Source organism: Limnohabitans rimovensis (SeqCode), assembly GCF_965234775.1.
In the GTDB taxonomy this organism is placed as follows: domain Bacteria; phylum Pseudomonadota; class Gammaproteobacteria; order Burkholderiales; family Burkholderiaceae_C; genus Limnohabitans; species Limnohabitans rimovensis.
Map to the genome: position 1 here is coordinate 74880 of NZ_OZ248570.1, position 25230 is coordinate 100109.

Below are 25230 nucleotides of genomic sequence, written 5' to 3' on the forward strand. Positions count from 1 at the left end.
TCTTGGCGCGCCACCAAACGCCCGGATAACCCCCAACCCAGAGTGGGGTTTGGGGTCTTTCGGGGCGCCCGGGGCTGTTCATTTCAGGGGCCGAATCAAGGTGTATTGGGCCCACTCACCCCGGCGCAACAAGATGGCGACAGGCTTGGTCTTGTCCAACCGGGCCAGCACGGCCTCAAACTCTTTGACGTTCCTGATCTCGGTGTTGGCCACGGCCATCACAATATCTCCCTCGCGCAAACCAGCCCGTGTGGCAGGCTCAGCCACCGTTTCCACCCGCACCCCACCCCGCAACTTCAACTCTTGGCGCTGGGCGTCTGAAAGCTCGCTCACAGAAAATCCCAAGAACTGCGCCGCATTGGAAGCGGGTGGCTTTTCGGCGGGGGCCACCGCCTTTTGCACCGTTTTGTCGGGCTCGACCTCGCCCACAACCACCTGCAACTCTTTGCTGCTGCCACGGCGCCAAACAGTCAAGCTGGCTTTGCTGCCGGGTTTGACACTGCCCACCATGCGCGGCAAGTCGGCTGATTTTTCGATGGGCTTGCCTTCAAAGCGGGTGATGATGTCACCCGCCTCCACACCAGCCTTGTCGGCGGGCGACCCGGCCTCAACGCTGCGCACCAGCGCGCCCTGGGCCTTGGCCAGCCCCAGGGACTCGGCCACGTCTTTGCTGACTTGGTCGATTTGCACCCCGATGCGCCCACGCTGCACGCGGCCCAAGGTGCGCAATTGCTCGCTGACCCGAATCGCCTCGTCAATGGGTATGGCAAATGAGATGCCCATGAAACCACCGGAGCGCGAATAAATTTGGCTGTTGATGCCCACCACCTCACCGCGCATATTGATCAGGGGACCACCCGAATTGCCGGGGTTGATGGCCACATCGGTTTGGATAAAGGGCAGGTAGTCGCCGGTGTCACGCTGCTTGGCGCTGACGATGCCGGCCGTCACCGAGTTGTCCAAGCCAAAGGGGGAGCCGATGGCCATGACCCATTCGCCTACTTTGAGGCGGTTGACGTCGCCGATTTTGACCACCGGCAAACCCGTGGCCTCGACCTTGACCACGGCCACATCGCTGCGTTTGTCCACGCCGACGATGCGGGCCTTGAACTCGCGCTTGTCGGGCAAGGTCACAAGCACTTGGTCGGCGCCCTCCACCACATGGGCATTGGTCATGATGAAGCCATCGGCCGTCAAGATGAAGCCCGAGCCCACACCGCGTGGCTGCTCCTCTTCTTGCTGGGGGCGATTGGGTCGCTGCTGGCGCGGTGTGTTGGGCTGGCCAGGGAAAGGCTGCCCGAAAAAGCGCCGAAACAACTCCTGCATTTCTTCGTCGGCATTGCCGCCTTGGGACTGGCGGTTGGTGGCCTTCTCCAGGGTGCGGATATTGACCACCGACGGACCCACCTGTTCAACCAACTCGGTGAAGTCGGGCAAGCCACGCATGCCCTGGGCGTGCACGGGAGCAGCCGACAGAACCGCCCAGCCCAATACACAGCCGATCAGCCAAGCGGTGGGTTTTGAAATTCGCTTCAAATCAATCATGGCATTTCTCCAGAATTTTCCAATTTTGTCTGCGGGCCGTGAACAGCACGCCGCAGGTCTTCCCACACTTCAGCTTCGGGGCCACGGGCCAACCAGATCCAACGCGGCGCTGACCATTCCGCCAAGCTCTGCGCAGATGGGGGATCAAATCGCAAAAGCAAGACCTGTTGCCAATCCCATTGAACCGCCAGGCGGCCTTCACAGACCTGGCCTTGCAGCGTCTCCCAGCGCCAAGCCGCCCCATCCCACACCAACCAGGCAGGAAGCACACGGGTATCTCGCTGCGCCCACACCACCCAAGCCCCCAACAGCACGGCCACGGCACCCTGGGCCCAGGGTGCGGTTTGGCTCCAGCACCACGCACACCAGACCGCAATAGCCAACACGGTGATCGCGGCATACAAGGCTTGCTGAAAAAAACAAGGCCCCATCGGGTACGACACCGGTGGGGCTGCTCGCATGGGCTCAGTGCCCTGTCAAATGCGTTGAAAGATCAACGTGCCATTGGTGCCACCAAACCCAAAATTGTTTTTCATGGCAATGTGTATGGGCAGGTCGCGCGCGGTGTTGGCGCAATAGTCCAAATCGCAGTCAGGGTCGGGGTTGTGCAAGTTGATCGTGGGCGGAATTCTTTGGTGGTGCAAGGCCAGCACCGTGAACACGCTTTCAATGCCACCGGCACCACCCAGCAAATGGCCGGTCATGGACTTGGTGGAGCTGATGGTGACCTTTAAAGCATGTTCACCCAAAGCCGCCTTCACCGCTTGGGTTTCGTTGATGTCACCCAAAGGCGTGGAGGTGCCATGGGCATTGAGGTATTGGATTTGATCCGGGTTGATACCCGCATTGCGCATCGCATTGAGCATGGCGCGGCGAGGGCCGTCCATGTTGGGGGCAGTCATGTGGCCGGCATCGGCGCTCATGCCAAACCCGGTGAGCTCGGCGTAAATCCGCGCGCCTCGCGCTTTGGCGTGCTCGTAAGACTCCAACACCATGACGCCAGCCCCCTCGCCCAGCACAAAGCCATCGCGGTCGCGGTCCCAGGGGCGCGAGGCGGTTTGGGGATCGTCATTGCGTGTGGACAGGGCGCGCATGGCGGCAAAGCCACCCACACCCAAGGGTGAAACGGTGGCTTCAGAGCCACCGGCAATCATGACGTCGGCGTCGCCATACTCAATCAGGCGACCTGCTTCGCCAATGCTGTGCAGACCCGTGGTGCAAGCCGTGACCACGGCCAAATTGGGGCCTTTGAAGCCGCAACGAATGGACACATGGCCAGAGATCATGTTGATGATCGAAGCCGGCACAAAAAATGGAGAGATGCGCCGAGCACCCCGGGCCACCAACTCGGCATGGGTGTTTTCGATCAGCGGCAAACCGCCAATGCCGGAACCAATCACGCAACCAATGCGGGTGGCTTCCTCTTCGCCCAAGGCGTCGCCGGTGGGCAAGCCCGCATCGGCCACGGCCTGCAAAGCGGCCACGATGCCAAAGTGAATGAAGCTGTCCATTCCCCGCGCTTCTTTGGGGCTGATGTAGCTGTCCAGGTCCAGTCCGCGAACCTCGCCTGCGATCTTGCAAGCAAAGCCCTCGGTATCAAATTTAGAGATCAAGCCAATGCCTGATCGCCCGGCCAACAGGTTATCCCAAGCCTGTGTGGGCGAGTTGCCCACAGGGGACACGCAACCCAAACCAGTGACGACGACGCGACGTCGGCTCATGCCATGCGCTCCAATCGATCAGGCTTTTTGGTGGGTCAAGGCGTAGTCGATGGCGTTTTGGACGGTGGTGATCTTCTCAGCGTCCTCATCGGGGATTTCGATGCCGAACTCGTCTTCCAATGCCATCACCAACTCCACGGTGTCCAGGGAGTCGGCACCCAGATCGGCCACAAAGGCTTTTTCGCTGGTGACCTGTGACTCTTCCACGCCAAGTTGTTCGGCAATGATTTTTTTGACGCGTGCTTCGATATCGCTCATATGTCCCTCAAAGGGTTGTGAAGAAGTCCGCGATTTTAGCCGTGCGGACACACCGGTTGTTTTCCTAGGGTTTGCCCTTTGTCAGGCCATGAACATTCCGCCGTTCACATGCAGTTCTTGACCAGTCACGTAGCCCGCTTGCGCACTGGCCAAAAAAGCCACAGCGTGGGCCACATCCTCGGGTTTCCCCAGATGGCCCAAAGGAATTTGGGCCAGCAAAGCTTGTTGTTGTTCGGGCGGCAGACCGGCGGTCATATCGGTGTCGATGAAGCCGGGTGCCACGCAGTTGACGGTGATGTGGCGGCTGCCCAGCTCACGCGCCAAGGCGCGGGTCATGCCGGCCACACCCGCTTTGGCGGCGGCGTAGTTGGCTTGGCCGGGGTTGCCTGAAGCGCCCACCACGCTGGTGATGTTGATGATGCGGCCATAACGCTGCTTCATCATGGGTTTCATGACGGCGCGGCTCAAGCGGAACACCGCCTTGAGGTTGGTGTCGATGACTGCATCCCAATCGTCGTCTTTCATGCGCATGGCCAGGGTGTCGCGGGTGATGCCAGCGTTGTTGACCAGCACATGCAAACCGCCCGAGGCTTTGACCATGCCATCCACCAAAGCCTGCACCTGCTCGGCGTCGTTGACTTGCAGGCAAGCGCCTTGACAGCCCGCAAACGCCGACAACTGCTCGCTGATGCGGGCCGCGCCCTCGGGCGTGGTGGCGGTGCCGGTGACGTGGAAACCGTGTTGCGCCAAAGTGAGTGCGATCGAGGCGCCAATGCCGCGTGAGGCACCGGTGACCAAAGCGATATGAGGGGAGGTGTCGGGCGTGGTCATGGGGTTCAAGAAAGAAGGGCTTGGACCTGCGCCAAGGTGGCGGGGTCGTACAAAGGGGCGGCTTGCAAATTGGCGTCGATGCGCGGGGTCATGCCGGCCAGCACCTTGCCGGGGCCGCATTCCACCACATGGGTGACGCCGCGTTGCTGCATCGCGCGGATCACTTCGACCCAGCGCACCGGCCCAAAGGCTTGGCGGTACAGGGCGTCGCGGATGTCGTCGGCGCTGCTGGGGCTGGCCACATCGATGTTGTTGATGACCGGCACCGTGGGCGCTTGCAAAGGCACATCGGCCAAAGCCACGCGCAAACGATCGGCGGCAGGCTTCATTAAAGCGCAGTGAAACGGCGCAGACACCGGCAGCGGCAAGGTGCGCTTGGCACCCGCGGCTTTGAGCAGTTCACAGGCTTTGTCCACACCGGCTTTGCTGCCCGAAATCACGGTTTGACCGGGGTCGTTGAAGTTGGCAGCTTGCACCACCTCGGCACTGCCCGCACCAAAGCTGGCTTGCGCTTCTTGGCAAATGGCGTTGACTTGATCGGAGGGCAAACCCAAGACCGCGGCCATGGCACCGGTGCCCACCGGCACCGCCTCTTGCATGGCTTGGGCACGCAACCGCACCAAGGGCACGGCCTGCGCCAATGTCAGCACGCCGCTGGCCACCAGTGCCGAGTACTCGCCCAGCGAATGTCCCGCCACAAACGCAGGGGCTGCCCCGCCAGCGGCTCGCCAAACGCGGTAAGCGGCGACAGCGGCGACCAGCATCACCGGTTGGGTGTTGGTGGTGAGGGCCAAATCTTCTTTGGGCCCGGCGTGGATGAGTGCGCCCAAGTCTTGGCCCAGCGCGGCGCTGGCCTCGGCCAGGGTGTCACGCACCACGGGGTGGTCGCCCCAAGCGTCAAGCATGCCCACCGACTGCGAACCTTGACCCGGAAATACAAAAGCAAATGTCGTCATATCAATAGCGCAAAAGTACCGAACCCCAAGCGAAACCGCCACCCACACCTTCGAGCATGACCAACTGGCCGGGCTTCATCTGCCCTGAACGCACACCGGCGTCCAGCGCCAGCGGAATGGAAGCGGCCGAGGTGTTGCCGTGGTCAGCCACGGTCAAAATGACTTTTTCCATGGGAAGTTTGAGTTTTTTAGCGGTGCTTTGGATGATGCGGATATTGGCTTGGTGCGGCACCAACCAGTCGAGGTCGGCTTCCGTCAAGCCAGCTTTGTCCAGCACCGTGCGGGCCGTGGCCTCGAGCACGCCCACCGCCAGTTTGAACACGCCTTGGCCGTCCATTTTCAGCACCGGGTCACCCAAAATTTGGCCGTTTTGCACATGCCCGGGCACGCACAACAGGCCCACATGCTTGCCATCGGCATGGATGTCGGTGGCCAAAATGCCAGGGGTGTCCGAGGCTTCGAGCACCACCGCACCCGCGCCATCGCCAAACAACACGCAGGTGGTGCGGTCTTTGAAATCGAGCAAACGGGAAAACACTTCCGAGCCGACCACCAAAGCCCGGCGGGCGTTGCCCGCGCGGATCATGGCGTCGGCCACGCTCAACGCATAAATGAAACCAGCGCATACCGCTTGCACATCAAAGGCAGGGGCACCGGCAATGCCTGCAGCGTCGGCGTCAAGCTGCGCCAACTTGTGCTGCAAGATGCAAGCGGTCGAGGGGAACACCATGTCCGGCGTGGAGGTGGCAACGATGACGAGGTCGATGTCTTGCGGGCGTTTGCCAGCGGCTTGCAAAGCGTTTTTGCAGGCCTCAAAGGCCAAATCGCTGCTGTACACACCATCGGCCACAAAATGACGCGCCCGAATACCAGTGCGCTCGACGATCCACTCGTCCGAGCTTTCCACCCCATCGGCAGCCAGTTGGGCCACCAAATCGGCATTGCTCAAGCGGAGTGGGGGCAGGTAGCTGCCGGTGCCGGTAATGCGGGAATAAACAGTCATGTCAAAGCATCAAGCGATGGTTTCGGCTGCCATGGCAGCAGCCAACAAGGGGGCTGCATGGGCCAAACGGCGCTCTACACGCGCCAGCAGTTGGTGATGGGCGGCATCATACGCACGGCTCAAGGCCACTTCAAAAGCCAAAGCGTCTGCGGAACCATGGCTTTTGAACACCAAACCGCGCAAACCCAGCAAAGCCGCGCCATTGTGACGCCGGTGGTCCACCAGATGTTTAAAGCCAGTTAGCGCAGGATAAGCAATTAAGCCAGCAATTTTCGTGAAGATATTGACAGAAAAACTCTTTTTCAGAAAACCGCCGACCATGCTGGCCAAGCCTTCGCTGGCTTTCAGGGCGACGTTGCCCACAAAGCCATCGCAGACCACGATGTCAACCGTGCCGTGGAAAATATCATCACCTTCGACATTGCCGTAATAATTTAAATCGCCACTTTTAGCCGCAGATCGCAACAATTCAGCGGTTTTTCTGATGTTTTCACCACCTTTGATGTCTTCTTCGCCGATGTTGAGCAAGCCAACTGTGGGATTTTCGTCGCCATTGAGAACAGACACCAAGGCAGTACCCATCAAAGCAAATTGCAATAAGTGCTGGGGACTGCAGTCGACATTGGCACCCATGTCCAGCATGGTGGTGGCGCCTCCCTTGGCATTGGGGAACTGCCCTGCGATGGCGGGGCGGTCTATGCCCTCCATGGTTTTGAGCACATAACGGGCGATCGCCATCAAGGCACCGGTATTGCCGGCAGAAACTGCCGCATCTGCTTTGCCGTCGCGGACCTGCTCGATGGCCACGCGCATGGAGGAATCTTTTTTGCGCCGCAAGGCGACTTCGAGGGGGTCTTCCATGGTCACCACCTCGGAGGCTGCGACCAAGGTGGCGCGGGGGTGCTGGAAATGCTGCAAGGCTTGGGGCAGGCCGACCAGCAGAAGATGGGCGTCAGGATGGCCGGTCAAAAAATGGCGGCAGGCTTCCAGAGTGACCGTTGGCCCGTGGTCTCCACCCATGCAATCCACAGCCAAGGTGATCATGGCATCAAGGCAGGCTGGGGGCCATCAAAACAAGGGGGGGTCAAATACAAAAGCCCGTGCGCTTTGAGGCGAACAACGGGCTTTGGTGGCTGAGAAAGATCAGGCTTCTGTCTTGGCCTTGATCACCTGGCGTCCACGGTAGAAACCGTTGGGGCTGATGTGGTGGCGCAAGTGGGTTTCACCGGTGGTGGGTTCAACCGCCAAACCCGGAACGTTCAGGGCATTGTGCGAACGGTGCATGCCGCGCTTGGAAGGTGACTTTTTGTTTTGCTGGACAGCCATGATCGGCTCCTGATATCGGGTTGGTGAACTTCGCGACGCGGACCGTGCAAGCACAAGACCCTGGTTGGCGCGATCAAATCAATCGGGCATTGTAACTGATCCATTGGCCCCTGACAGCCCGGTCAATCACCCTGGGGGGAAGGCTTGCGCCACTGGGCCATGGCAGCAAAAGGTTTGGCCTTCTCTTCGGGCTCACCCACATCACTTGTTTGCAAATACTCACTTTGGCAATTGTCGTGTTTGGGCAAGATAGGCATGTCCATCAGCAGCTCGTCCTCGATGAGGCTCAAGCCGTCCAAGGGGGGGCTCAGTGGCAACAAATCCTCTTCACTGTCCTCGTCCTCAGCCATGGCCGTGGCTTCATCGGCCACAAAGCGAAACGCCCGTTCGATGCGAAAAACGTGGTGGACGGGTTGCAAACAACGCACACAAGTAAGCGGCAGTTCGGCATCGATTTGCAAAACCATCCAAGGCTGATCGTGGCCATCGGCGCCCGGCTTGAGCAAGCCCTGTAAACGCCAGCGCACCGGTTGTGGGACCTGGCCGGCGCACGCCGATTGCAAGCGCGCCAGCTCAGCCACCTCTTGCTCGCCCTCGATCAGCCCACCCGATCGGGCCAGGGCCCAGATGTCTAGAGATTGGATGCGCTGGGGGTGGGACATATATCCAGTGTAAGAGAATCGGTGCATGCACCCTTTCTTCGCCACCGACCCAGACCACCCCTTGCCATTGATCTTGGCGTCCACCTCGACCTATCGGCGCGAGCTGTTGCAGCGTTTGGGCCTGGCATTTGAGGTGTGTGCACCGGGCGTGGACGAAACCCCCCAACCCGGCGAACGCCCGGCCGATCTGGCCATGCGCCTGGCCATGGCCAAAGCCCAGGCGGTGGCCGCTCAACACCCTGGCACCGTGGTGATTGGCTCCGACCAAGTGGCCGACCTGCATGGCGAACCCTTGGGCAAACCCGGCAACCACGCCAATGCCGTGGCCCAATTGCGCCGGCAAAGCGGGCAGGCGGTGGTGTTCCAAACGGCGGTGGCCGTGGTCTGTTTGGATCGTCAATTTGCCAAAGCCGCCTTGGCCAGCGTACAGGTGCAGTTTCGCACCCTCACCGAAACCGATATCGGTGCTTATTTGCGCGCCGAGCCGGCTTACGACTGCGCCGGTAGCGCCAAAAGCGAGGGCTTGGGCATCGCCTTGCTAGAGCGCATTGACAGCGATGACCCCACCAGTTTGATTGGCCTGCCCTTGATGCGCACCTGCGCATTGCTGCGCGAGCTGGGCATTCGGGTGCCCGCATGAGCACCAAAGGCCGCTTGCTGCTGGTGCCCGCGCCGCTGGATTTTGGCTGTGCATCCACCACCCCTTTGCAAGACGTTTTGCCCCAAGGCACCCTGGTGGCCGCCGCCCAACTGGGCCATTGGGTGTGCGAAAACTCCAAAAGCGCCCGCGCCTATCTCAAACGCATTGACGCACTGGTGCCTCTGACCCACCCCCTGCAGCAACTTGACATCCAAGAGCTGCCCCATGCGGTGCATAAAAAGGGCGATCACCGTGGCGAGTTTGACGCGCGCAGCCTGCTCGCACCAGCGCTGGCCGGTCACGACATGGGTTTGCTCAGTGAAGCCGGGATGCCCGCCATTGCCGACCCGGGCAGTTCGCTGGTGCGTGCCGCGCATGATCTGGGGGTGGCGGTGGTGCCCCTGGTGGGCCCTGTGTCCTTGCTGCTGGCCTTGGCTGCGAGTGGGCTCAATGGTCAGAATTTCGCTTTTGTCGGCTATTTGCCCCAAGACGCCAGTGAGCGCCAGGCGCGCTTGCGCCAACTGGAAAACACCGCCCTCAGCAGCGGTCAAAGCCAAATCTTCATTGAAACGCCTTATCGCAACCCCGCCATTTGGCAAGCCCTGATGACCCACCTGAAGGCTCAAACGCGGGTTTGCATGGCCAGTGGCTTGACCTTGTCCAATGCCGCTGTTGAATGCCATGCCGTGCAGACATGGCGTCAAAAAAACCGTGCCCCACCCAAAGACGTGCCGACGGTTTTTGCGATCGGGGTTTGAAAGACTTAGCGCACGCTGGGCAAGCTCGAGCGCATCACCCGCCCCATGCCCTCACCCACCGATGCGCCAAAACGCTTGACCAAGCGCTCGGCCACGTTATCGCGTTGGGTGTAATCCACCAAGTCTTCGGCTTTGACGATGTCTCGGGCCACATAGTCCAAGCTGCCCAAGCCATCGGCCAAACCCAACTCAACCGCCCGCTGACCGTTCCAAAACAAACCGCTGAATAGTTCTGGGGTCTCTTTCAGGCGATCGCCTCGGCCTTTGCGCACCACCCCAATGAACTGCTGATGGATTTGGTCCAGCATCGCTTGCGCATGGGCGCGTTGGGTTTTGGTCTGGGCACTGAAGGGGTCTAAAAAGCCTTTGTTTTCACCCGCCGTCATCAAGCGCCGCTCAATGCCCAGCTTGTCCATCAAGCCGGTGAAGCCAAAGCCATCCATCAGCACGCCAATGCTGCCCACGATGCTGGCCTTGTCGACATAAATTTGATCGGCCGCCACCGCAATGTAATAAGCCGCCGATGCACATGACTCTTCCACCACCGCATAAACGGGTTTGTTGTGTTTTTTCTTCAAGCGCAAAATCTCATCATTGATGATGCCCGCCTGCACCGGACTGCCCCCGGGGGAGTTGATCAACAACACCACCGCCTGCGAGCCCTCGTCCTCAAAGGCCGAGCGCAAAGAGGTGACCACGGCGCTGGAGCCGGCCAGGCCATCGGCATCGATCTCGCCTTTGATTTCGATCACCGCTGTGTGCGCTGTGGAGGTGCTGGTGCTGCTGGCACCGCGGTGCAAAACCACCCAAGACAGCACCACCAAAAAAACCAACCAGGCCAAACGCAACGCATTGCGCCACTGCCGGGCGCGTCGCTGCTCTTTCAAGTAGCCCAGGGCAACGCTTTCCATCACCGCACGCTCCCAAACGGTGTTGGTCGCAGTCGCCGGCGGTTGGGTGGGAGCGGGGTTGTCTTGGGGAAGGTCAGTCATGGGGTCTCAAAAGATCAAAGGCTGTAAATTGTGTTCAGTATGCCAGTGAACCACGCCGTCCTTTTCCAGGGTGGCAATTTTCACCAAGTTGCCTCGGCATGGCCCGCCAGAACATTCCCCTGTGGCGGGTGAATAAGTGGCCCCATGGGTGGCACAGACCAACCATTTCCCTGAGGCGTCATAGAAGCGATTGGGTTGAAAGTCCATTTCCATCGCGACATGGCTGCAGCGGTTGAGGTAGGCCTGCACCTGCCCTTCAAAGCGAACCGCAAAGGCCCGACACGATTGGCCGTTGTAAACCACATCAAAGGGCACAGCCAACTGGCCGTCGGCCACATCTCGGCTTTGGCACAAGGCAACCCACTCACGCATGCTGCATCAACCAGTCGTGGAGTTCAGCCACCGAATGCAGCACCGCCAATGGCTGGTGATGGGCAAACCCAGAGGGGTCGTGGGCGCCATAGCTCACGCCCAGGCTGGCACAACCCGCATGCTGGGCCATGGCCAAGTCATGGGTGGTGTCGCCAATCATCAAGGTGCGCTCAGGGGCCACGCCAAATTCGCGCATCAACTCGTGCAGCATCAGGGGGTCAGGCTTGCCGGCGGTTTCGTCGGCCGTGCGCGAGCCATCAAACAAGCCCTTGATTTCCACCGCCTGCAAGGCCTGGTTGAGGCCTTGGCGGCTTTTGCCGGTGGCCACAGTCACCCAGTGGTGACGCTCACGCAAACTGTGCAGCATCGGGACCACGCCCTCGAACAAACTCAATTCATCGTGGCGGGCCAGGTAATGGTGGCGGTACCTTTCATTGAGCAAAGGGTATTTTTCTACCGGCACATCCGGCGCGGCTTTGGCCAGGGCGGGCATCAAAGCCATGCCAATGACGTAAGCGGCCGCCTGCGCGTCGGGCACTGTGCCGCCCACATCGCGCACCGCCTCTTGAATGCAGCGCACGATCAAGGCCGTCGAGTCGTACAGGGTGCCATCCCAGTCAAAGGCGATCAGGTCATACTGGCGGGGTCGGGGGAGCGACATGGTCAATGAAACTTTGGAGTTCGGGGGGCAAGGGCGCATTCAGGGCCACCAGTTCCCCGCTGGCCGGGTGCCTGAACTGTAACTTCCAGGCATGCAAAAACATGCGCCGCAGCCCCGTTTTTTGCAAGGCCTTGTTCAAATCGTAATCACCGTACTTGTCGTCGCCCAAGATCGGGTGGCCCAAGCTGGCCAAATGCACGCGAATTTGGTGGGTGCGCCCCGTTTTGATGGTCACCTCCAACAAGGTGTAATCCCCCAACAAGCGGGCCACTCTGACCAAGGTGATGGCACGCATACCCTGCGGGTCATTGGGCGCGACGACTCGCACCCGGCGTTCACCTTCGCTGCCGTCCCCGTTGGTCAGCAAAAACTTTTGCAAAGGCAGGTCAATCACCTTTTGCCGTTGCGGCCAAATCCCACGCACCAAGGCCAAATAGGTTTTGTCGGTCGAGCGTTCGCGAAATTGGGTTTGCAAGTGCTTCAAGGCACTGCGCTTTTTGGCCACCAACAAAATGCCAGATGTCTCCCGGTCCAGTCGGTGAACCAACTCAAATTCACTGGCATGGGGCATGGACTGGCGAATTTGCTCAATCACGCCAAAGCTCACCCCACTGCCGCCGTGCACCGCCAAGCCAGCGGGTTTGTTGACCGCGATGAGGTGGGCATCCTCGAGCATCACGTCAAAATCACGCTCGGGCACGGTGGCCAGGGCTTTTTCCAAGACCCGAGCGGATACCCGGACCGGGGGCAAGCGCACCATGTCTTCGGCGGCCAAGCGGGTGTCCGGCGCAGCGCGCCCTTTGTTGACCCGCACTTCACCCGAGCGGATGATGCGATAGACGTGGGTTTTGGGCACACCTTTGAGGTGGCGGATCAAAAAGTTGTCCAGCCTTTGACCCGCCGATTCCTCATCGACCCGCAGGGTTTGGACCTGTGGCGATACCGATGCGTCGGCTGTGCCTATAATGTTGTTCACCAGCGGTTTGTTCCAAGTGCTTGATTTCAGTGAGATTAGAGCATGTCCGAGAGCCGCGGTGAGGTCGATGCCCCAAGGGGCCCCTGCCACAGACCCAGTAACCATGGAAACTGGATGGCACAGGCACCCCGAAGTAAAGCCGACGAACTGAAAACCCTAACGGAATACCCCAGCTGAAGCGGCATTGGCCGCTTCTTCGGATAACAGCGAGAAATCTTGCAATGGTGATGGTGATGATGTTGGCGCTGATGCAGGCCTGCAACCAAGGACTCCAATCCTTGATGCAGGGCTTGTTCGCGACCGCCGCCCCCACAGCCTTGCGTGATCGGTTGCCAACCAACGGCCTTAGCAAGCTGTGGTCTGCGCAACCCGCCCCCATCCCCGAGCCCTCTCACAGTCCACCCGGCGGTTAACACCGTCAGCTGGGCACAGAGCGGCCATTCCTTTCGTTTTCAGGCGTTGGCTTCGGCATCGTTGGCCCCTTTGGGCCTGTGATGTTTTGAATGAATTGAGAACGCCATGAAACGCATGTTGATCAACGCCACCCAAGCCGAAGAGCGCCGGTTGGCCATCGTAGACGGCCAAAAGCTGCTGGACTACGAAATTGAAATCGAAGGGCGCGAACAGCGCAAAGGCAATATTTATGCCGCGGTGGTGACCCGGGTTGAGCCCTCGCTAGAGGCCTGCTTCGTCGATTACGGTGAAGACCGCCACGGCTTTTTGCCCTTCAAAGAAATCTCTAAACAGTACTTTGCACCGGGTGTGGCCCCCAGCCAGGCGCGCATCCAAGACGTGATCAAAGAAGGCCAGACCATGCTGGTCCAGGTCGAGAAGGAAGAGCGCGGCAACAAAGGTGCGGCCTTGACCACCTTTGTCAGCCTGGCCGGACGCTATGTGGTGCTGATGCCCAACAACCCACGCGGCGGCGGTGTGAGCCGGCGCATCGAGGGTGACGACCGCGCCGAACTCAAAGAAGCGCTGGACCAACTCCAATACCCCAACGGCATGTCCATCATCGCCCGGACTGCCGGCATTGGCCGCGCGGCGGCCGAGCTGCAATGGGACTTGAATTACCTGCTCAAGTTGTGGACCGCCATTGACGGCGCAGCCCAAGGCGGCAAAGGCGCATTCTTGATTTACCAAGAGTCCAGCTTGGTGATTCGCGCCATCCGCGATTACTTCAACAACGACATCGGCGACATCTTGATCGACACCGATGACATTTACGAACAAGCCCAACAGTTCATCAGCCACGTCATGCCCGAATACGCGGCCCGCGTGAAGCGCTACCGCGATGACGCCCCCTTGTTCAGCCGCTTTCAGATTGAGCACCAAATCGAGTCGGCCTACGCCCGCACCGTCAACCTGCCCTCGGGCGGCGCGATCGTGATTGACCACACCGAAGCCTTGGTGTCGGTGGACGTCAACTCGGCACGCGCCATCAAAGGTGGCGACATCGAAGAAACCGCCACCCGCACCAACTTGGAAGCGGCCGACGAAGTGGCGCGCCAAATGCGCTTGCGCGACTTGGGCGGCCTGATCGTCATCGACTTCATCGACATGGAAGAGTCGCGCAACCGACGCGAAGTGGAAAACCGCTTGCGCGACGCCCTGCGCCAAGACCGTGCCCGCGTGCAGTTTGGCACCATCAGCAAATTTGGCCTGATGGAAATGAGCCGCCAGCGCTTGCGCCCCGCTTTGAGCGAAGGCGCTTCCATCCCCTGTCCGCGTTGCGGTGGCTCTGGCCATGTGCGCGACACCGAAAGCTCGGCGCTGCAAATTTTGCGCATCATCCAAGAAGAGTCCCTCAAGGACAACACCGCCGCCGTGCACGCCCAAGTGCCGGTGGAAGTGGCCTCTTTCTTGTTGAACGAAAAGCGCACCGAGATCGCCAAAATCGAAATCAAACAACGCTTGAATGTGTTGCTGGTGCCCAATAAAACCCTGGAAACCCCCAACTACCGGCTCGAGCGCTTGAAGCACGACGATCCGCGTTTGGACAACATCCAGGCCAGCTACAAAATGGCCGAGGACATCGAAGATCCCACCGCTGTCACCCGCCGCTCGCAAGAGCCCACCAACAAACAAACGCCCGTCATCAAAGGCGTGCTGCCCGATGCGCCCGCCCCCGTGGCAGCGCCCAAGCCTGTGGCCCCACCACCCAGCGCAGCGGTCAAGCCGCCCCCGGTGCCTGCCGCGCAAGCCCCCGCAGAAAAAGGCTTTTTTGGTTGGATCAAAGGCCTGTTTGGCGGCGGCACACCGGCGGCCCCTGCCACTGGCCAACCGGCATCCACCCCTGGCAGCGCCGGCGACAAGAAAGAACCAATCCGCGAAGGTCGAAGCGGCGATGGTCGCCGTGGCGGACGCCGCGGTGACCGCAACGATCGCGGCGGTGATCGAGCGGACCGTGGAGAACGCGGTGAGCGTGAAGAGCGTGGCGACCGCCCCGCCCGTGCCGAGCGCCCTCCCCGTGAGGCCCGTCCTGGCGAGCGCAGCAACGAACGCGGCGAGCGCCGTGGCCCGCGTGGCGATCGTCCCGCCCGCCCAGAGCGCGACAACACAGCCAACGCCTTGGACACCACCGCGCAAAACACAGCGGCCACGAATGGCGCTGTGGAGCCCGCACCTGCCGCAACCGAACGCCCAGCGCGCGGTGAGCGCGATGGCCGGCGCGAACGCGGCGAAGGCCGACGCGAACGCGGTGAGCGCCGTCCGCGCTCCAACGAGGGCAACGACAACGGTGACAACAACCCCAGCGTGCAAGCGCAGGATGCGGGCGCGATCCATGAACCCTCACGGTTGGCCCCGCACGGCAGCGCCTTACAAGGTGAGTCCACGGCCATGGGCTCTCATGTCGGTGACAACGACGCACAGAACCCATCGCCCCAAGGCGATGATCGCCGCGATCGCCGCTCACGCGACCGCTACGGCCGTGAGCGCCGCGAGCGCAACGACCGGCCAACGGATGACGCGGTCAACCCATCACCCACGATGGTGCATCCAACCGCCCCCTCGAGCGCAACACCAAGCCCTGCGGCATCGCGCCAAGCCATGCCCAAAATTGGCAGCTATGACTTGCCCTTGCAAGACCTGAATGCCTTGGCACACCAAAGCGGTTTGGAGTGGGTGAATTCCAATGCAGAACGCGTGGCCCAAGTGCAAGCAGCCATTGCCGCAGAACCACGCCCCATCCATGTGCCTCGTGAACGCCCACCCACCGTGGTGTTCGACGAAGGTCCGTTGATCTTGGTGGAGACACGCAAGGACTTGCGCCAAATGAGCATGCCCTTCGACCCGCCATCAGGTCAAGCCTGATGCAAAAAAGGCACCCTTCGGGGTGCCTTTTTTTATTGCGCTGCAGTCACGGTGGCTGTTGGCCCACCTGAGCGCTGTGCTTCCACATGGTCAGCGCCACAGCAGAATCGCCGCGCTGTTCGGCCAGCGCAGCCAAGGCTGAATATGCCTTGCGCTGCAAGTCGGGCGACACCAATTGGGCCGCCAACGGGGCCAGCATCTGGTGGGCTTTGCCCCACAAAGCATGTTGCATGCAAACCATGCCCGCCAGGTATTGCAACTCACGGTGGCGCGGCATAGACAGGCGCGCTTGCTCAACCCAGGTCAGCCACTGAGCGCTGGGCGCTTGTCTTTGCAAGGCCTGCTCGATCACTTCGACCAAGGCCGCGCTCAACACCACCGACCAAGGCTGGGCACTTTGCACCCAATCGCGCCACACGGGCTGCACCCACACCAATGCCAAGCTGGGCTCACCTTGCACCGCCAATAAACGCTGAGCGGCGTGCACCGCCACCTCGGGCATGGTTTGCTCGCTGGCATCCAAGCCTTGCCAGACCTTGACCAACTGCCCTTGGTCATGGCAATCGCTCAACACCGACTGCAACAAACCGCGCACCAAACTGCGTGCGGGCTCGGCCGCAAAAGCACCGTGTTTGGCCAACAACCGCGCGGTCTCCAAGGCAGAACGGTGGTCTTGGGACAAGCGTGCCGCCTTGAGCTTCAAGCGCAAGGCCACCGTGCGACGCACACTGCCCAAAGGCAACTTGGCCAGCCACAGCATGGCGTTGGTCGGCTCGCGGTCCACCAAAGACCACCGGGCCGCATTCAAATGCACCGCGTCTTGGGCCGCTGCGACACTGGCCGCGCCCTTGGGCAGGTGGGCGGCCACCTGCAAGGCCAATTGGGCATGCTGATCGCGCACCGTCCGGTCTTGCAAGGCATGGGCGCATTCGGCCACCAACAAATGGGCCACATGGCGAACCTCTGTGGCATGGGCAGGGCCGGGGTCTTCTGCGCTTTGCAAACGACCCAATATCCGTTCATGTTCAATGGCCGCCAGGGCCAGGGTGCGCGCGCGGATATAGCGCCCCGCCATCAATTGGGTTTGGGCCATCAGCAATGAGCCGTGCATGGCGCGTTCTTGTTGGCGCATGCGCCAGCGGCGGGCCTCCCGGGGCAATTCAAACAAACCGCCCACGGCACGCCAAGCCAAATGCAAGACCACAAAGACCAGCGCCGACACCAATAAAAACAAATTGAGCGAAACATCCATGCGGTACGGTGACCAAAAAAAGGTCACACTCGCTTGGTTGCTGCCCACCACCAAAGCCGAGCCCACGGCCACCGCCAACAAGGCCACCAAGCCAATGGCGGTCTTCATCTCAACGCCCCGCCGATGCGGTGGCCAAGGCGGTCAAGCTGTCGTCCAAGCGGGGCAACTCGACTTGCTTGAGCTGGGTCTCGACCTCTTGCAACATGGCCAAAGCCGCTTGGGATTTGCGCCCACTGGCTTCAAAATACCGCTGCACATCGCGCCGCACAGACAGCACATCGTTGCGCGAGGCTTCAAACTGGCGGGCCAGCAAACCCAAGCGCGCATTGAGCAAGCGCAGCTTGAGGTTTTCGCGCACAAAAAAACCTTGGTCGGGTGACAGCAACGTGGCTTCGGGTTGGTCGATGCGGCTGATGCGAACCAAATCAGCCACCTGGGTGCCCACTTCCTTGAGCCACTGCTCCCACCAACTGGCGCTGATGGCACGCGCCCAAGTGCTGGCGGGTGCTGGCGCAGGTGCCGCCTTGGCCACGCCCACCGCATTGGCCAAGGGCAATTCGTCCACCATGCGCACCAACTCGTCGAACTTCATCAACAAGGCAGGGGTATCTGTGACAGAAATCGATTGAACCCGTTCCAGATCACGGGTCAAGGCGCGCAACACCGGTGACAAGCGCGGTTGCGCCACACGCGACAAACGCTGCTGAGCCGACTTGAGCGCGCCCACCAAGGGCTGCACACTGCCGGTGAGTTGGGCTTGTTGCAAGGCCAGGCGCAAGGCTGACTCAATATCAACCACCAAATTTTCATCGCGCGAACGCGACAGGCTCTGCATCAACTCTTCGAGCTGGCTGCGCTGCAGCGCCACTTCACTCCAACGGGTTTCATTCAAGGCCAAGCGGGCTGCGGTGTCGCGCGACAACTCCTGGGCTTGTTTGGCACTGGCCCGCGCTTCCACCGACACCGAGCCGCTGTCGGCACTTTGCCGCGCCAAAGTTTCTTGGATATCTTGCAGTTTCCACCACAACAGGGCAGACATGGCCAAGGCGCACAAACAGACCCCGATCAAGACCCACAGCCATGCCTTAGAGACCCTGGCCACAGGTTCCAACACAGGCGCAGTGGCAGGCATGGGATCAGCTTGGGGTACAGCAGTCGCTGGCTCAGAATTCATGAGGAGATTCTATTGACCTTTGCACACACGCCCTGTCCCCGCTGGGCAGACGCACAGCTCAACGCCAATCGGCGTGCTTTGCCAGGGCTTCGCGCACAGACACCAAATCGCCTTTGCATGTGGCCACCTGCCCCCAACCTTGGATGCTCAAAGCAGCGGCAATGCGTGGATGCGTGGCCAAAGCCCGCGCTTGGGACCAGTGTTGATCGGGCATCAATCGCTGCAATTGCTGCAAAGCCTGAGAGCTGCTGAACAACCACACCGCACCATCGCTGGCCGCTTGTGCGGCGTGGTCTCTGTCGCTGTCAGACCAGAGGGGTGCCCGGCGCTGATAGGCCACCACAAACGCCACCTGTGCGCCGGCAGATTGCAGTTGCTGGGCCAGCCAATCGCGGCCATGTCCCGCTGCGTCATGGGTCGCCAGTGCGTCGCTGCCGCGCACCAGCAAAACCGACAAGTTGGGCCCTGAATATGGGGCCTTGACCTGGTGGGAAACCACTGCCCACAAAGCCTCGGAATCCAGTTGCACCGCATTCGCATCCGGCATGTCGATCTGTCTGGGCTGCACACCCGCTTGGAGCAAGGCCGCGCGGGTTCCCGGCCCCGTGGCCCAACAGCGCGAGGGCCAAACCAAGTGCTTCGGTCTCGCAGCAAAGAAAGAACGCACCGCTTGGCTGCTGACAAACATGGCCGCGTGATAGCTGTGGGCCGCCTGCCACGCATCGTCCAGGGCTTGGGGATTCGGTGCTGGGCCAAAGGCCAACAAAGGCAGGCATTGCACTTGATGCCCCGCCTCAACCAAGACTTGAAACCAGGCCGGGGCCTCGGCCTCAGGTCGGGTCAAGACCAGTTTCAACAACCGCTTTCAAGTGGGGCGTCGCTGCGGTGTGTGCGCCGTCACCGAGCACCACCAGCGCGCAGAGCCTGGGCCACTTCCAGCCCCAAGGCCTCGGCTTGCTCCAAAGAGCCCACGACGCCAAACACCTGGGCCGTGACCAAATGGGCGTCACCCTCTGGGTCCCCCCAGGCCGCACGCAAATGCAACTGTTCACCTTGCACCGTAGCGTGCGCCGCCAAAGGCATGGAGCAACTGCCGCCCATGGCACGGCTGACTGCACGCTCAGCGGCCACCGCCAGCCAAGAGGTGTGGTGCGACAAAGAGGCCAAGGCCTGTTGCACATCGCTGCGGTTCGAGCGGGTTTCAATGCCCAAGGCCCCCTGCCCTGCAGCGGGCAGCATTTGCTCGGTCTCAAAGATGTGCCGAATGCGTGCTTGCAAGCCCAATCGCTTGAGGCCAGAGGCGGCCAACACTATGCCGGCATATTGGCCTTCATCGAGCTTGCGCAAGCGGGTGTCCAAATTGCCCCGCAGTGGCTCAATGCGCAAATCGGGGCGCAGCGCACGCAACAACACGGTGCGGCGCAAACTCGAAGTGCCCACCACCGCGCCGGCGGGCAAGTCTTCCAAGCGGGCAAACTGCGTCGAGACCCAAGCATCGCGCGGGTCCTCGCGCTCCATCACGCAGGCCAGGGCAAAGCCTTCGGGCATGTCCATGGGCACGTCTTTGAGCGAATGCACAGCCAAGTCAGCGCGCCCCTCTTCCAAAGCGACCTCCAACTCTTTGACAAACAAACCCTTGCCACCCACTTTGCTGAGTGAGCGGTCCAAAATTTGGTCTCCCTGGGTGGTCATGCCCAACAGCTTGACGCTGTGCCCCAGTTGCTGGAGCAAGGCTTGGACATGTTCGGCTTGCCACATGGCCAATCGGCTTTCACGGGTGGCGATGGTCAATTCAAGTGCGCTCAAAACGTTCCCTTTGGGTTCGGTGCTTGTATCGAATAGATGCTAGCACGGCCCACTTTGGGGCTTCGCCATGGACATGCAACAGGCGACAGTGACTGCGGACTGACCCCAGGGGTCTGGGGCACACGCAAACCCATCGGTCAGCAAAAGCCTCAAGGGGATCGTTGGATGACAGCGCAGGCCCAACGCGGACCGGCATTGCCGGTGGGTTGGGTTTTGAAATCATCTGGGTCGCGGTGCACGATCAGACCCCGCCCCACCACATCCGTCGCTCCGGTGCCCACCGAGATGGTGGCGGACTCAAAACGCAAACTGGCATGGCCTTGGGCATCCGCGACCAGCGACGGCAAATCGCCCGCATGGTGAACCCCATGCCCGTGCGCGCCATGGGCATGGCCCAAAGGGTTGAAATGCCCGCCCGTGCTCATACCGTCACCACTGCTGCAGTCGCCCTTTTCGTGCACATGAAACCCATGCTCGGCACCGGGCTTCAAGCCGCTGACACGGGCCTCGACCAACACCTTGGCGCCCAAGGTGGTGAAGCGCACCTCACCCGTGGTGGTGTTGCCCAGGGTCGGCATCAATCGGGCCACGGCCACAGGCCCCGGCGTGGGGGCAGCGCACGCCACCAGTCCAGAAACCGCCAAACAAGTCCATGTTTTGTACATATTCAATCTCCCGGGTGAAGAAGTTGATGCATTTGGGCACGAGGAAAGTCACTGTAACGTTTTTTTACAAATAAGTCTTCACATCATGGAATGCTGCATTCTTGGCTCACCGATGGCTCTATCCAAATACAACGCAATCGCCAACGTCATTGCGACGGGTTTGGCAATATTTGTTCTGTAGGTTTGACCAAGGCACTGTCAAGGTGTCTGTGTTCGGGGTTTACCGCGAGGACATACAGCCATCCTCGATGCCCCTCATAAAATGAATTTCAATTCATTTATTTCAATGAAATCATCTGAGGACCAGCTTCAATTTCGCGCAATTCGTTCGATTCGCGCTAAACTAAACCCATGCAAAGCTTCACCGCCAACCAAGCCAAAACCCAATTCGGCCAATTCTTGGACACCGCTCAACGTGAGCCGGTACAAGTGATGAGGCACGACCGCGTGGTGGGTGTCATGGTGTCTGCCAAAGACTATGAAGCCATGCGCCTTTTTTATGCCGATCGTTTGCAGCACCGCTTAACGCAGTCAGCCCAATTGGCCGAAGCCGCTGGCCTCACCGAGAACAAGCTGGATGAATTACTGAGTGAACGTGACTGATTGGGTGCTCGACACCAATGTCCTGATCAGCGCGGCCCTATCCAGCAAAGGCGCGCCCCACGCCTTGGTTCGGCACATCCTGAACAACGGGTGCTTGGTTTTTTCAACCGCCACCTTTGAAGAGTTGCGCAGTCGCATCTATCGGCCCAAGTTCGATGTTTACCTTTCATTGGACATGCGCGAGGGCTTGTTGCACGACTTCAGCGCCAGTGCCCGATGGGTCGAACCCGACAAGGTGTTGCCCTACAGCCGTGACCCGAGTGACGATGTGTTCATTGCCACCGCCGTCAAAGCAGGATTGACTTTTTTGGTGAGCGGCGACAAAGACTTGTTGGAAGCACCCATGCCCCAGGGCTTTCAGGTGTTGACACCCGCCCTGGCCTTAACGTCCCACACCTAAAATGCCCGCATGACTTCTTCCAACTCGCTAGACCGCAAATCTCAGGCTTGGTCCGCCTTGTTCTCCGAACCCATGAGCGAGTTGGTGCAGCGCTATACCGCCAGCGTGTTTTTCGACCAGCGCCTGTGGCGAGCGGACATCCAAGGCAGCTTGGCCCATGCCGAGATGCTGCAAGCGCAAGGCATCATCAACGCGCAAGACCTGGCCGACATCCAACGCGGCCTCCAGCAAATCACGACAGACATTGAAAGCGGCCAGTTTGAGTGGAAGCTGGAGCTGGAGGACGTGCATCTCAACATCGAAGCGCGGCTCACCCAACTGGTGGGCGACGCCGGCAAGCGGCTGCACACTGGCCGCAGCCGCAACGACCAGGTGGCCACCGATGTGCGCCTGTGGTTGCGCGATGAGATTGACGCCATCCGCGAACTGCTCAACAACCTGCAACGCGCCTTGGTGGACGTCGCCGCGCAGCACACACAGACCGTGATGCCCGGCTTCACCCATTTGCAAGTGGCGCAACCCATCAGCTTCGCGCACCATTTGTTGGCTTATGTGGAAATGCTCTCCCGCGACGAAGAGCGCATGGGTGAAATTCGAAACCGCGTCAATCGCCTGCCCCTCGGTTCGGCGGCCCTGGCCGGCACCACTTACCCCTTGGACCGTGCCCGTGTCGCCACCAGCCTGGGCATGGTCAACGCCCAAGGCGAGGCGCAGTTGTGCCAAAACAGCTTGGACGCGGTGAGCGACCGCGACTTCGCCATCGAGTTCACCGCCGCCGCCACGCTGTGCATGGTGCACATCAGCCGCTTGTCGGAAGAACTCATCATTTGGATGAGCCAAAACTTTGCGTTCATTCAACTGGCCGACCGCTTCACCACGGGTTCTTCCATCATGCCGCAGAAGAAAAACCCCGATGTGCCCGAGTTGGCGCGGGGCAAAACCGGTCGTGTGGTCGGCCATTTGATGGGTTTGATCACCTTGATGAAAGGCCAGCCACTGGCCTACAACAAAGACAACCAAGAAGACAAAGAGCCGCTGTTTGACACGGTGGACACCTTGAAAGACACCTTGCGCATCTTTGCCGAGATGATTGGCGGTCAAACCAACGCTTCAGGCACCAAAGAAGGCGGCCTGAGCGTCAACGCCGCCCACATGGAAGCCGCCGCCAAAAAAGGTCACGCCACCGCCACCGACCTCGCCGACTATTTGGTGAAAAAAGGCCTGCCCTTTCGCGATGCCCACGAAACCGTGGCCCATGCGGTCAAGGCCGCTACCAGCCACAACTGCGACCTGTCTGAGCTACCGCTGAATGTGCTGCAAGGCTTTCACGCCTCCATCGAGAAAGATGTTTACGAGGTGTTGAGCTTGCACGGCTCTTTGAACGCCCGCAACACCGTGGGCGGCACGGCACCCGCGCAAGTGCAGGCGCAAATTGCGCGGCATCAACAGCGTTTGGCTTGAATCCAAGCGGGCTCCTGGGGCAGCGGCCATCAGGGGCAACCCTGGGACTGGATTGAATGCCTTGGTTTTAGAATGAATCGGATTGTTTGCCCACCTGTGTGCCAGGTGAATTGGCCACACAACGCTGGCATCTCCTCACCCCTTTGAACTTCGAACACCATGTCCAAATCCACTTTGCTCGATCACGTTTATCGCCATGAAAAAAACCTGGCCCAGCAGGTTTTTTTGACCCAACCCACCGGTGGGGGGCAGGTGGCCACCTACACCTGGGCGCAAACCATGGACCAAGCGCGGCGCATGGCCACGCATTTGCAAAGTCAGGGCTTGCCGCCTGGGGCCAAAGTGGGCATCTTGTCGAAAAACTGTGCCCACTTTTTCATGGCCGAGCTGGCCATTTGGATGGCCGGTTACACCACGGTGGCCATTTTCCCCACTGAAAACGCCGACACCATTCGGTTTGTGCTCGAGCACAGCGAGTCCAGTCTGTTGTTTGTCGGCAAACTCGACACTTGGCCCGATCAAGCCCCTGGTGTGCCTGAAGGGGTGCCATGCATTGCCATGCCATTGGCGCCCGCTACACCTTTCCAGCGCTGGGACGACATCGTGGCAAAAACCAGCCCCATGACCGGCGAACCCCATCGTTCGGCCAACGATTTGGCCATGCTGATGTACACCTCTGGTTCCACCGGTCAACCCAAAGGGGTGATGCACAACTTTGGCCGCATTGCTGATGTGGCCCAAGGCATCTTTGATTTCCTCGAAAAAGACCAGGGTGCGGGCAAAGCACACCGCATGCTGTCTTACTTGCCCCTGGCCCATGTGTTCGAGCGCGCATTTGTCGAAAGCGTGGCTTTGTACAGCGGTCAGATCCAGGTGTTTTTTGCCGAAGCGCTCGACACTTTTGTGATGGACTTGCAGCGGGCCCGGCCCACCATCTTCATTTCGGTGCCGCGCTTGTGGCTCAAGTTCCAGCAAGGCGTTTACGCCAAGATGCCGCCCAAGAAGCTGGGCTTTTTATTGGGCATTCCCATCCTGGGCAACATCGTGCGCCGCAAGGTGCTGGCTGGATTGGGCCTGGACCAAGCCACCTTGGCCGGCAGCGGATCAGCCCCCTTGCCCGCCGAATTGGTGCGCTGGTACCGTCAACTGGGCTTGCGCCTGGTCGAAGGCTATGCCATGACCGAGGACTTTGCCTATTCGCACACCGGCACCGAGCAGTTCAATGAGCCGGGCTATGTGGGCATCCCCTACCCTGGGGTCGAAGTCAGGCTCAGCCCTGAAGGCGAAATCCTCATCAAGTCACCCGGCCAAATGGTCGGCTACTACAAACGGCCCGATCTGGACGCTGAATCTTTCACCGCCGATGGCTACTTTCGCACCGGTGACCTGGGCGAGCGCCGCTCCGATGGGCAACTCAAAATCACCGGGCGGGTCAAGGAGTTGTTCAAAACCTCCAAAGGCAAATATGTGGCCCCCGCACCCATTGAAAACCGCCTCAATGCCCACCCGATGATCGAGTTGTCCATGGTGTCGGGCAGCGCCCAGTCACAGCCCTATGCCCTGGTGGTGTTGGCCGAACAGCTGCGCCTCGAATTGCAGCAAACCGGCTCGCGCGAGCAAGTCAGTGCCGAGTTGGGGATGTTGCTCAAACAAATCAACCAACAAGTGGCCAACTATGAGCAGTTGCAATGCATTGTGATTGCCAATGCCCCCTGGGGCATCGAGAACGGCTGCCTCACCCCGACCATGAAAATCAAACGCAACCGCATCGAGGACATGGTCAAGACCCAAGTCGATGCTTGGTATGCCCAAAACCAAGATGTGATCTGGGCTTGAGCCCGCAACAGGAGTAC

Annotated in this window: 26 protein-coding genes; 7 read left to right on the plus strand and 19 right to left on the minus strand. The window is 60.3% G+C overall.

All coding sequences use genetic code 11. The features are described 5' to 3' along the window. Window positions 1-78: 78 nt before the first annotated feature. The 10 genes from AC8GFZ_RS15270 to AC8GFZ_RS15315 form a co-directional block, all read right to left on the minus strand. A complete protein-coding gene (locus AC8GFZ_RS15270; protein ID WP_506645770.1) occupies window positions 79-1545 on the minus strand; it encodes a DegQ family serine endoprotease in 1467 nt (488 codons plus the stop codon). Then, complete coding sequence (locus tag AC8GFZ_RS15275; RefSeq protein WP_506645771.1) at window positions 1542-2006, minus strand: hypothetical protein; 465 nt, start codon at window positions 2004-2006, stop codon at window positions 1542-1544. Before AC8GFZ_RS15275 ends, AC8GFZ_RS15270 begins: the two co-directional genes overlap by 4 nt. A gap of 15 nt (window positions 2007-2021) precedes the next feature. Then, window positions 2022-3266 carry a beta-ketoacyl-ACP synthase II gene (gene fabF, locus AC8GFZ_RS15280; RefSeq protein ID WP_506645772.1) on the minus strand — a complete coding sequence of 415 codons (1245 nt, stop codon included), beginning with the start codon at window positions 3264-3266 and terminating at the stop codon, window positions 2022-2024. Between the two features lie 18 nt (window positions 3267-3284). Beyond that, complete coding sequence (gene acpP, locus AC8GFZ_RS15285) at window positions 3285-3524, minus strand: acyl carrier protein (RefSeq protein ID WP_506645773.1); 240 nt, start codon at window positions 3522-3524, stop codon at window positions 3285-3287. 81 nt (window positions 3525-3605) lie between these two features. Further along, window positions 3606-4355 carry a 3-oxoacyl-ACP reductase FabG gene (gene fabG, locus AC8GFZ_RS15290; RefSeq protein ID WP_506645774.1) on the minus strand — a complete coding sequence of 250 codons (750 nt, stop codon included), beginning with the start codon at window positions 4353-4355 and terminating at the stop codon, window positions 3606-3608. Window positions 4356-4360: 5 nt separating this feature from the next. Continuing rightward, window positions 4361-5311 (minus strand): ACP S-malonyltransferase, encoded by a 951-nt coding sequence (gene fabD / locus AC8GFZ_RS15295; RefSeq protein WP_506645775.1) that lies wholly within the window; start codon window positions 5309-5311, stop codon window positions 4361-4363. A 1-nt stretch (window position 5312) separates the two neighbouring features. Further along, the gene (locus AC8GFZ_RS15300) at window positions 5313-6314 is read right to left on the minus strand and encodes a beta-ketoacyl-ACP synthase III (RefSeq protein WP_506645776.1); all 1002 of its coding nucleotides are present in this window, start codon (window positions 6312-6314) and stop codon (window positions 5313-5315) included. A gap of 9 nt (window positions 6315-6323) precedes the next feature. Continuing rightward, a complete protein-coding gene (gene plsX, locus AC8GFZ_RS15305) occupies window positions 6324-7358 on the minus strand; it encodes a phosphate acyltransferase PlsX (protein ID WP_506645777.1) in 1035 nt (344 codons plus the stop codon). Between the two features lie 99 nt (window positions 7359-7457). Beyond that, window positions 7458-7640, minus strand: coding sequence for a 50S ribosomal protein L32 (gene rpmF / locus AC8GFZ_RS15310; RefSeq protein ID WP_506645778.1), 183 nt, complete (start codon window positions 7638-7640; stop codon window positions 7458-7460). Window positions 7641-7762: 122 nt separating this feature from the next. Further along, window positions 7763-8302, minus strand: a complete 540-nt coding sequence (locus tag AC8GFZ_RS15315) for a YceD family protein (protein ID WP_506645779.1) — start codon at window positions 8300-8302, stop codon at window positions 7763-7765. Window positions 8303-8327: 25 nt separating this feature from the next. On the opposite strand from AC8GFZ_RS15315, the gene AC8GFZ_RS15320 reads away from it, so the two are divergent. Together AC8GFZ_RS15320 and AC8GFZ_RS15325 are read left to right on the plus strand one after the other, a co-directional pair. Next, entirely contained in the window at window positions 8328-8942 is a 615-nt protein-coding gene (locus AC8GFZ_RS15320; protein WP_506645780.1) for a Maf family protein, read from the plus strand. Further along, window positions 8939-9700 (plus strand): SAM-dependent methyltransferase, encoded by a 762-nt coding sequence (locus AC8GFZ_RS15325; RefSeq protein WP_506645781.1) that lies wholly within the window; start codon window positions 8939-8941, stop codon window positions 9698-9700. The genes AC8GFZ_RS15320 and AC8GFZ_RS15325 overlap by 4 nt, the downstream gene beginning before the upstream one ends. Before the next feature lie 5 nt (window positions 9701-9705). Here the strand turns inward: AC8GFZ_RS15325 and AC8GFZ_RS15330 are convergent, their stop codons facing one another. The 4 genes from AC8GFZ_RS15330 to AC8GFZ_RS15345 are packed head-to-tail and all read right to left on the minus strand — an operon-like array spanning window position 9706 to window position 12701. Next, entirely contained in the window at window positions 9706-10692 is a 987-nt protein-coding gene (locus AC8GFZ_RS15330) for a S49 family peptidase (protein ID WP_506645782.1), read from the minus strand. 6 nt (window positions 10693-10698) lie between these two features. Further along, on the minus strand, window positions 10699-11064 hold the full coding sequence (locus AC8GFZ_RS15335; RefSeq protein WP_506645783.1) for a Rieske (2Fe-2S) protein: 366 nt from the start codon (window positions 11062-11064) through the stop codon (window positions 10699-10701). Then, window positions 11057-11725: an HAD family hydrolase gene (locus tag AC8GFZ_RS15340; RefSeq protein WP_506645784.1), complete on the minus strand. Its 669-nt coding sequence runs from the start codon at window positions 11723-11725 to the stop codon at window positions 11057-11059. Before AC8GFZ_RS15340 ends, AC8GFZ_RS15335 begins: the two co-directional genes overlap by 8 nt. Further along, the gene (locus tag AC8GFZ_RS15345; protein WP_506645785.1) at window positions 11697-12701 is read right to left on the minus strand and encodes an RluA family pseudouridine synthase; all 1005 of its coding nucleotides are present in this window, start codon (window positions 12699-12701) and stop codon (window positions 11697-11699) included. The genes AC8GFZ_RS15340 and AC8GFZ_RS15345 overlap by 29 nt, the downstream gene beginning before the upstream one ends. A 519-nt stretch (window positions 12702-13220) precedes the next feature. Between AC8GFZ_RS15345 and AC8GFZ_RS15350 the strand changes: the two genes are divergently transcribed. Beyond that, window positions 13221-16016, plus strand: a complete 2796-nt coding sequence (locus tag AC8GFZ_RS15350; RefSeq protein ID WP_506645786.1) for an Rne/Rng family ribonuclease — start codon at window positions 13221-13223, stop codon at window positions 16014-16016. A 46-nt stretch (window positions 16017-16062) separates the two neighbouring features. Here the strand turns inward: AC8GFZ_RS15350 and AC8GFZ_RS15355 are convergent, their stop codons facing one another. The 5 genes from AC8GFZ_RS15355 to AC8GFZ_RS15375 form a co-directional block, all read right to left on the minus strand. After that, entirely contained in the window at window positions 16063-17376 is a 1314-nt protein-coding gene (locus AC8GFZ_RS15355) for a heme biosynthesis protein HemY (RefSeq protein WP_506645787.1), read from the minus strand. Between the two features lies 1 nt (window position 17377). After that, complete coding sequence (locus AC8GFZ_RS15360; protein ID WP_506645788.1) at window positions 17378-18442, minus strand: uroporphyrinogen-III C-methyltransferase; 1065 nt, start codon at window positions 18440-18442, stop codon at window positions 17378-17380. A 58-nt stretch (window positions 18443-18500) separates the two neighbouring features. Continuing rightward, window positions 18501-19298, minus strand: a complete 798-nt coding sequence (locus AC8GFZ_RS15365) for a uroporphyrinogen-III synthase (protein ID WP_506645789.1) — start codon at window positions 19296-19298, stop codon at window positions 18501-18503. Between the two features lie 41 nt (window positions 19299-19339). After that, entirely contained in the window at window positions 19340-20248 is a 909-nt protein-coding gene (gene hemC / locus AC8GFZ_RS15370; protein WP_506645790.1) for a hydroxymethylbilane synthase, read from the minus strand. Window positions 20249-20397: 149 nt separating this feature from the next. After that, window positions 20398-20913 carry a superoxide dismutase family protein gene (locus tag AC8GFZ_RS15375; RefSeq protein WP_506645791.1) on the minus strand — a complete coding sequence of 172 codons (516 nt, stop codon included), beginning with the start codon at window positions 20911-20913 and terminating at the stop codon, window positions 20398-20400. A 351-nt stretch (window positions 20914-21264) separates the two neighbouring features. On the opposite strand from AC8GFZ_RS15375, the gene AC8GFZ_RS15380 reads away from it, so the two are divergent. The 4 genes from AC8GFZ_RS15380 to AC8GFZ_RS15395 all read left to right on the plus strand — a co-directional run bounded on the left by AC8GFZ_RS15380 (window position 21265) and on the right by AC8GFZ_RS15395 (window position 25213). Continuing rightward, window positions 21265-21516, plus strand: coding sequence for a type II toxin-antitoxin system Phd/YefM family antitoxin (locus AC8GFZ_RS15380; protein ID WP_506645792.1), 252 nt, complete (start codon window positions 21265-21267; stop codon window positions 21514-21516). Next, entirely contained in the window at window positions 21503-21916 is a 414-nt protein-coding gene (locus tag AC8GFZ_RS15385; protein WP_506645793.1) for a putative toxin-antitoxin system toxin component, PIN family, read from the plus strand. The genes AC8GFZ_RS15380 and AC8GFZ_RS15385 overlap by 14 nt, the downstream gene beginning before the upstream one ends. 9 nt (window positions 21917-21925) lie before the next feature. Beyond that, window positions 21926-23377: an argininosuccinate lyase gene (argH, locus tag AC8GFZ_RS15390; RefSeq protein WP_506645794.1), complete on the plus strand. Its 1452-nt coding sequence runs from the start codon at window positions 21926-21928 to the stop codon at window positions 23375-23377. Window positions 23378-23536: 159 nt separating this feature from the next. Beyond that, window positions 23537-25213 (plus strand): AMP-binding protein, encoded by a 1677-nt coding sequence (locus AC8GFZ_RS15395; RefSeq protein ID WP_506645795.1) that lies wholly within the window; start codon window positions 23537-23539, stop codon window positions 25211-25213. Window positions 25214-25230: the final 17 nt, after the last annotated feature.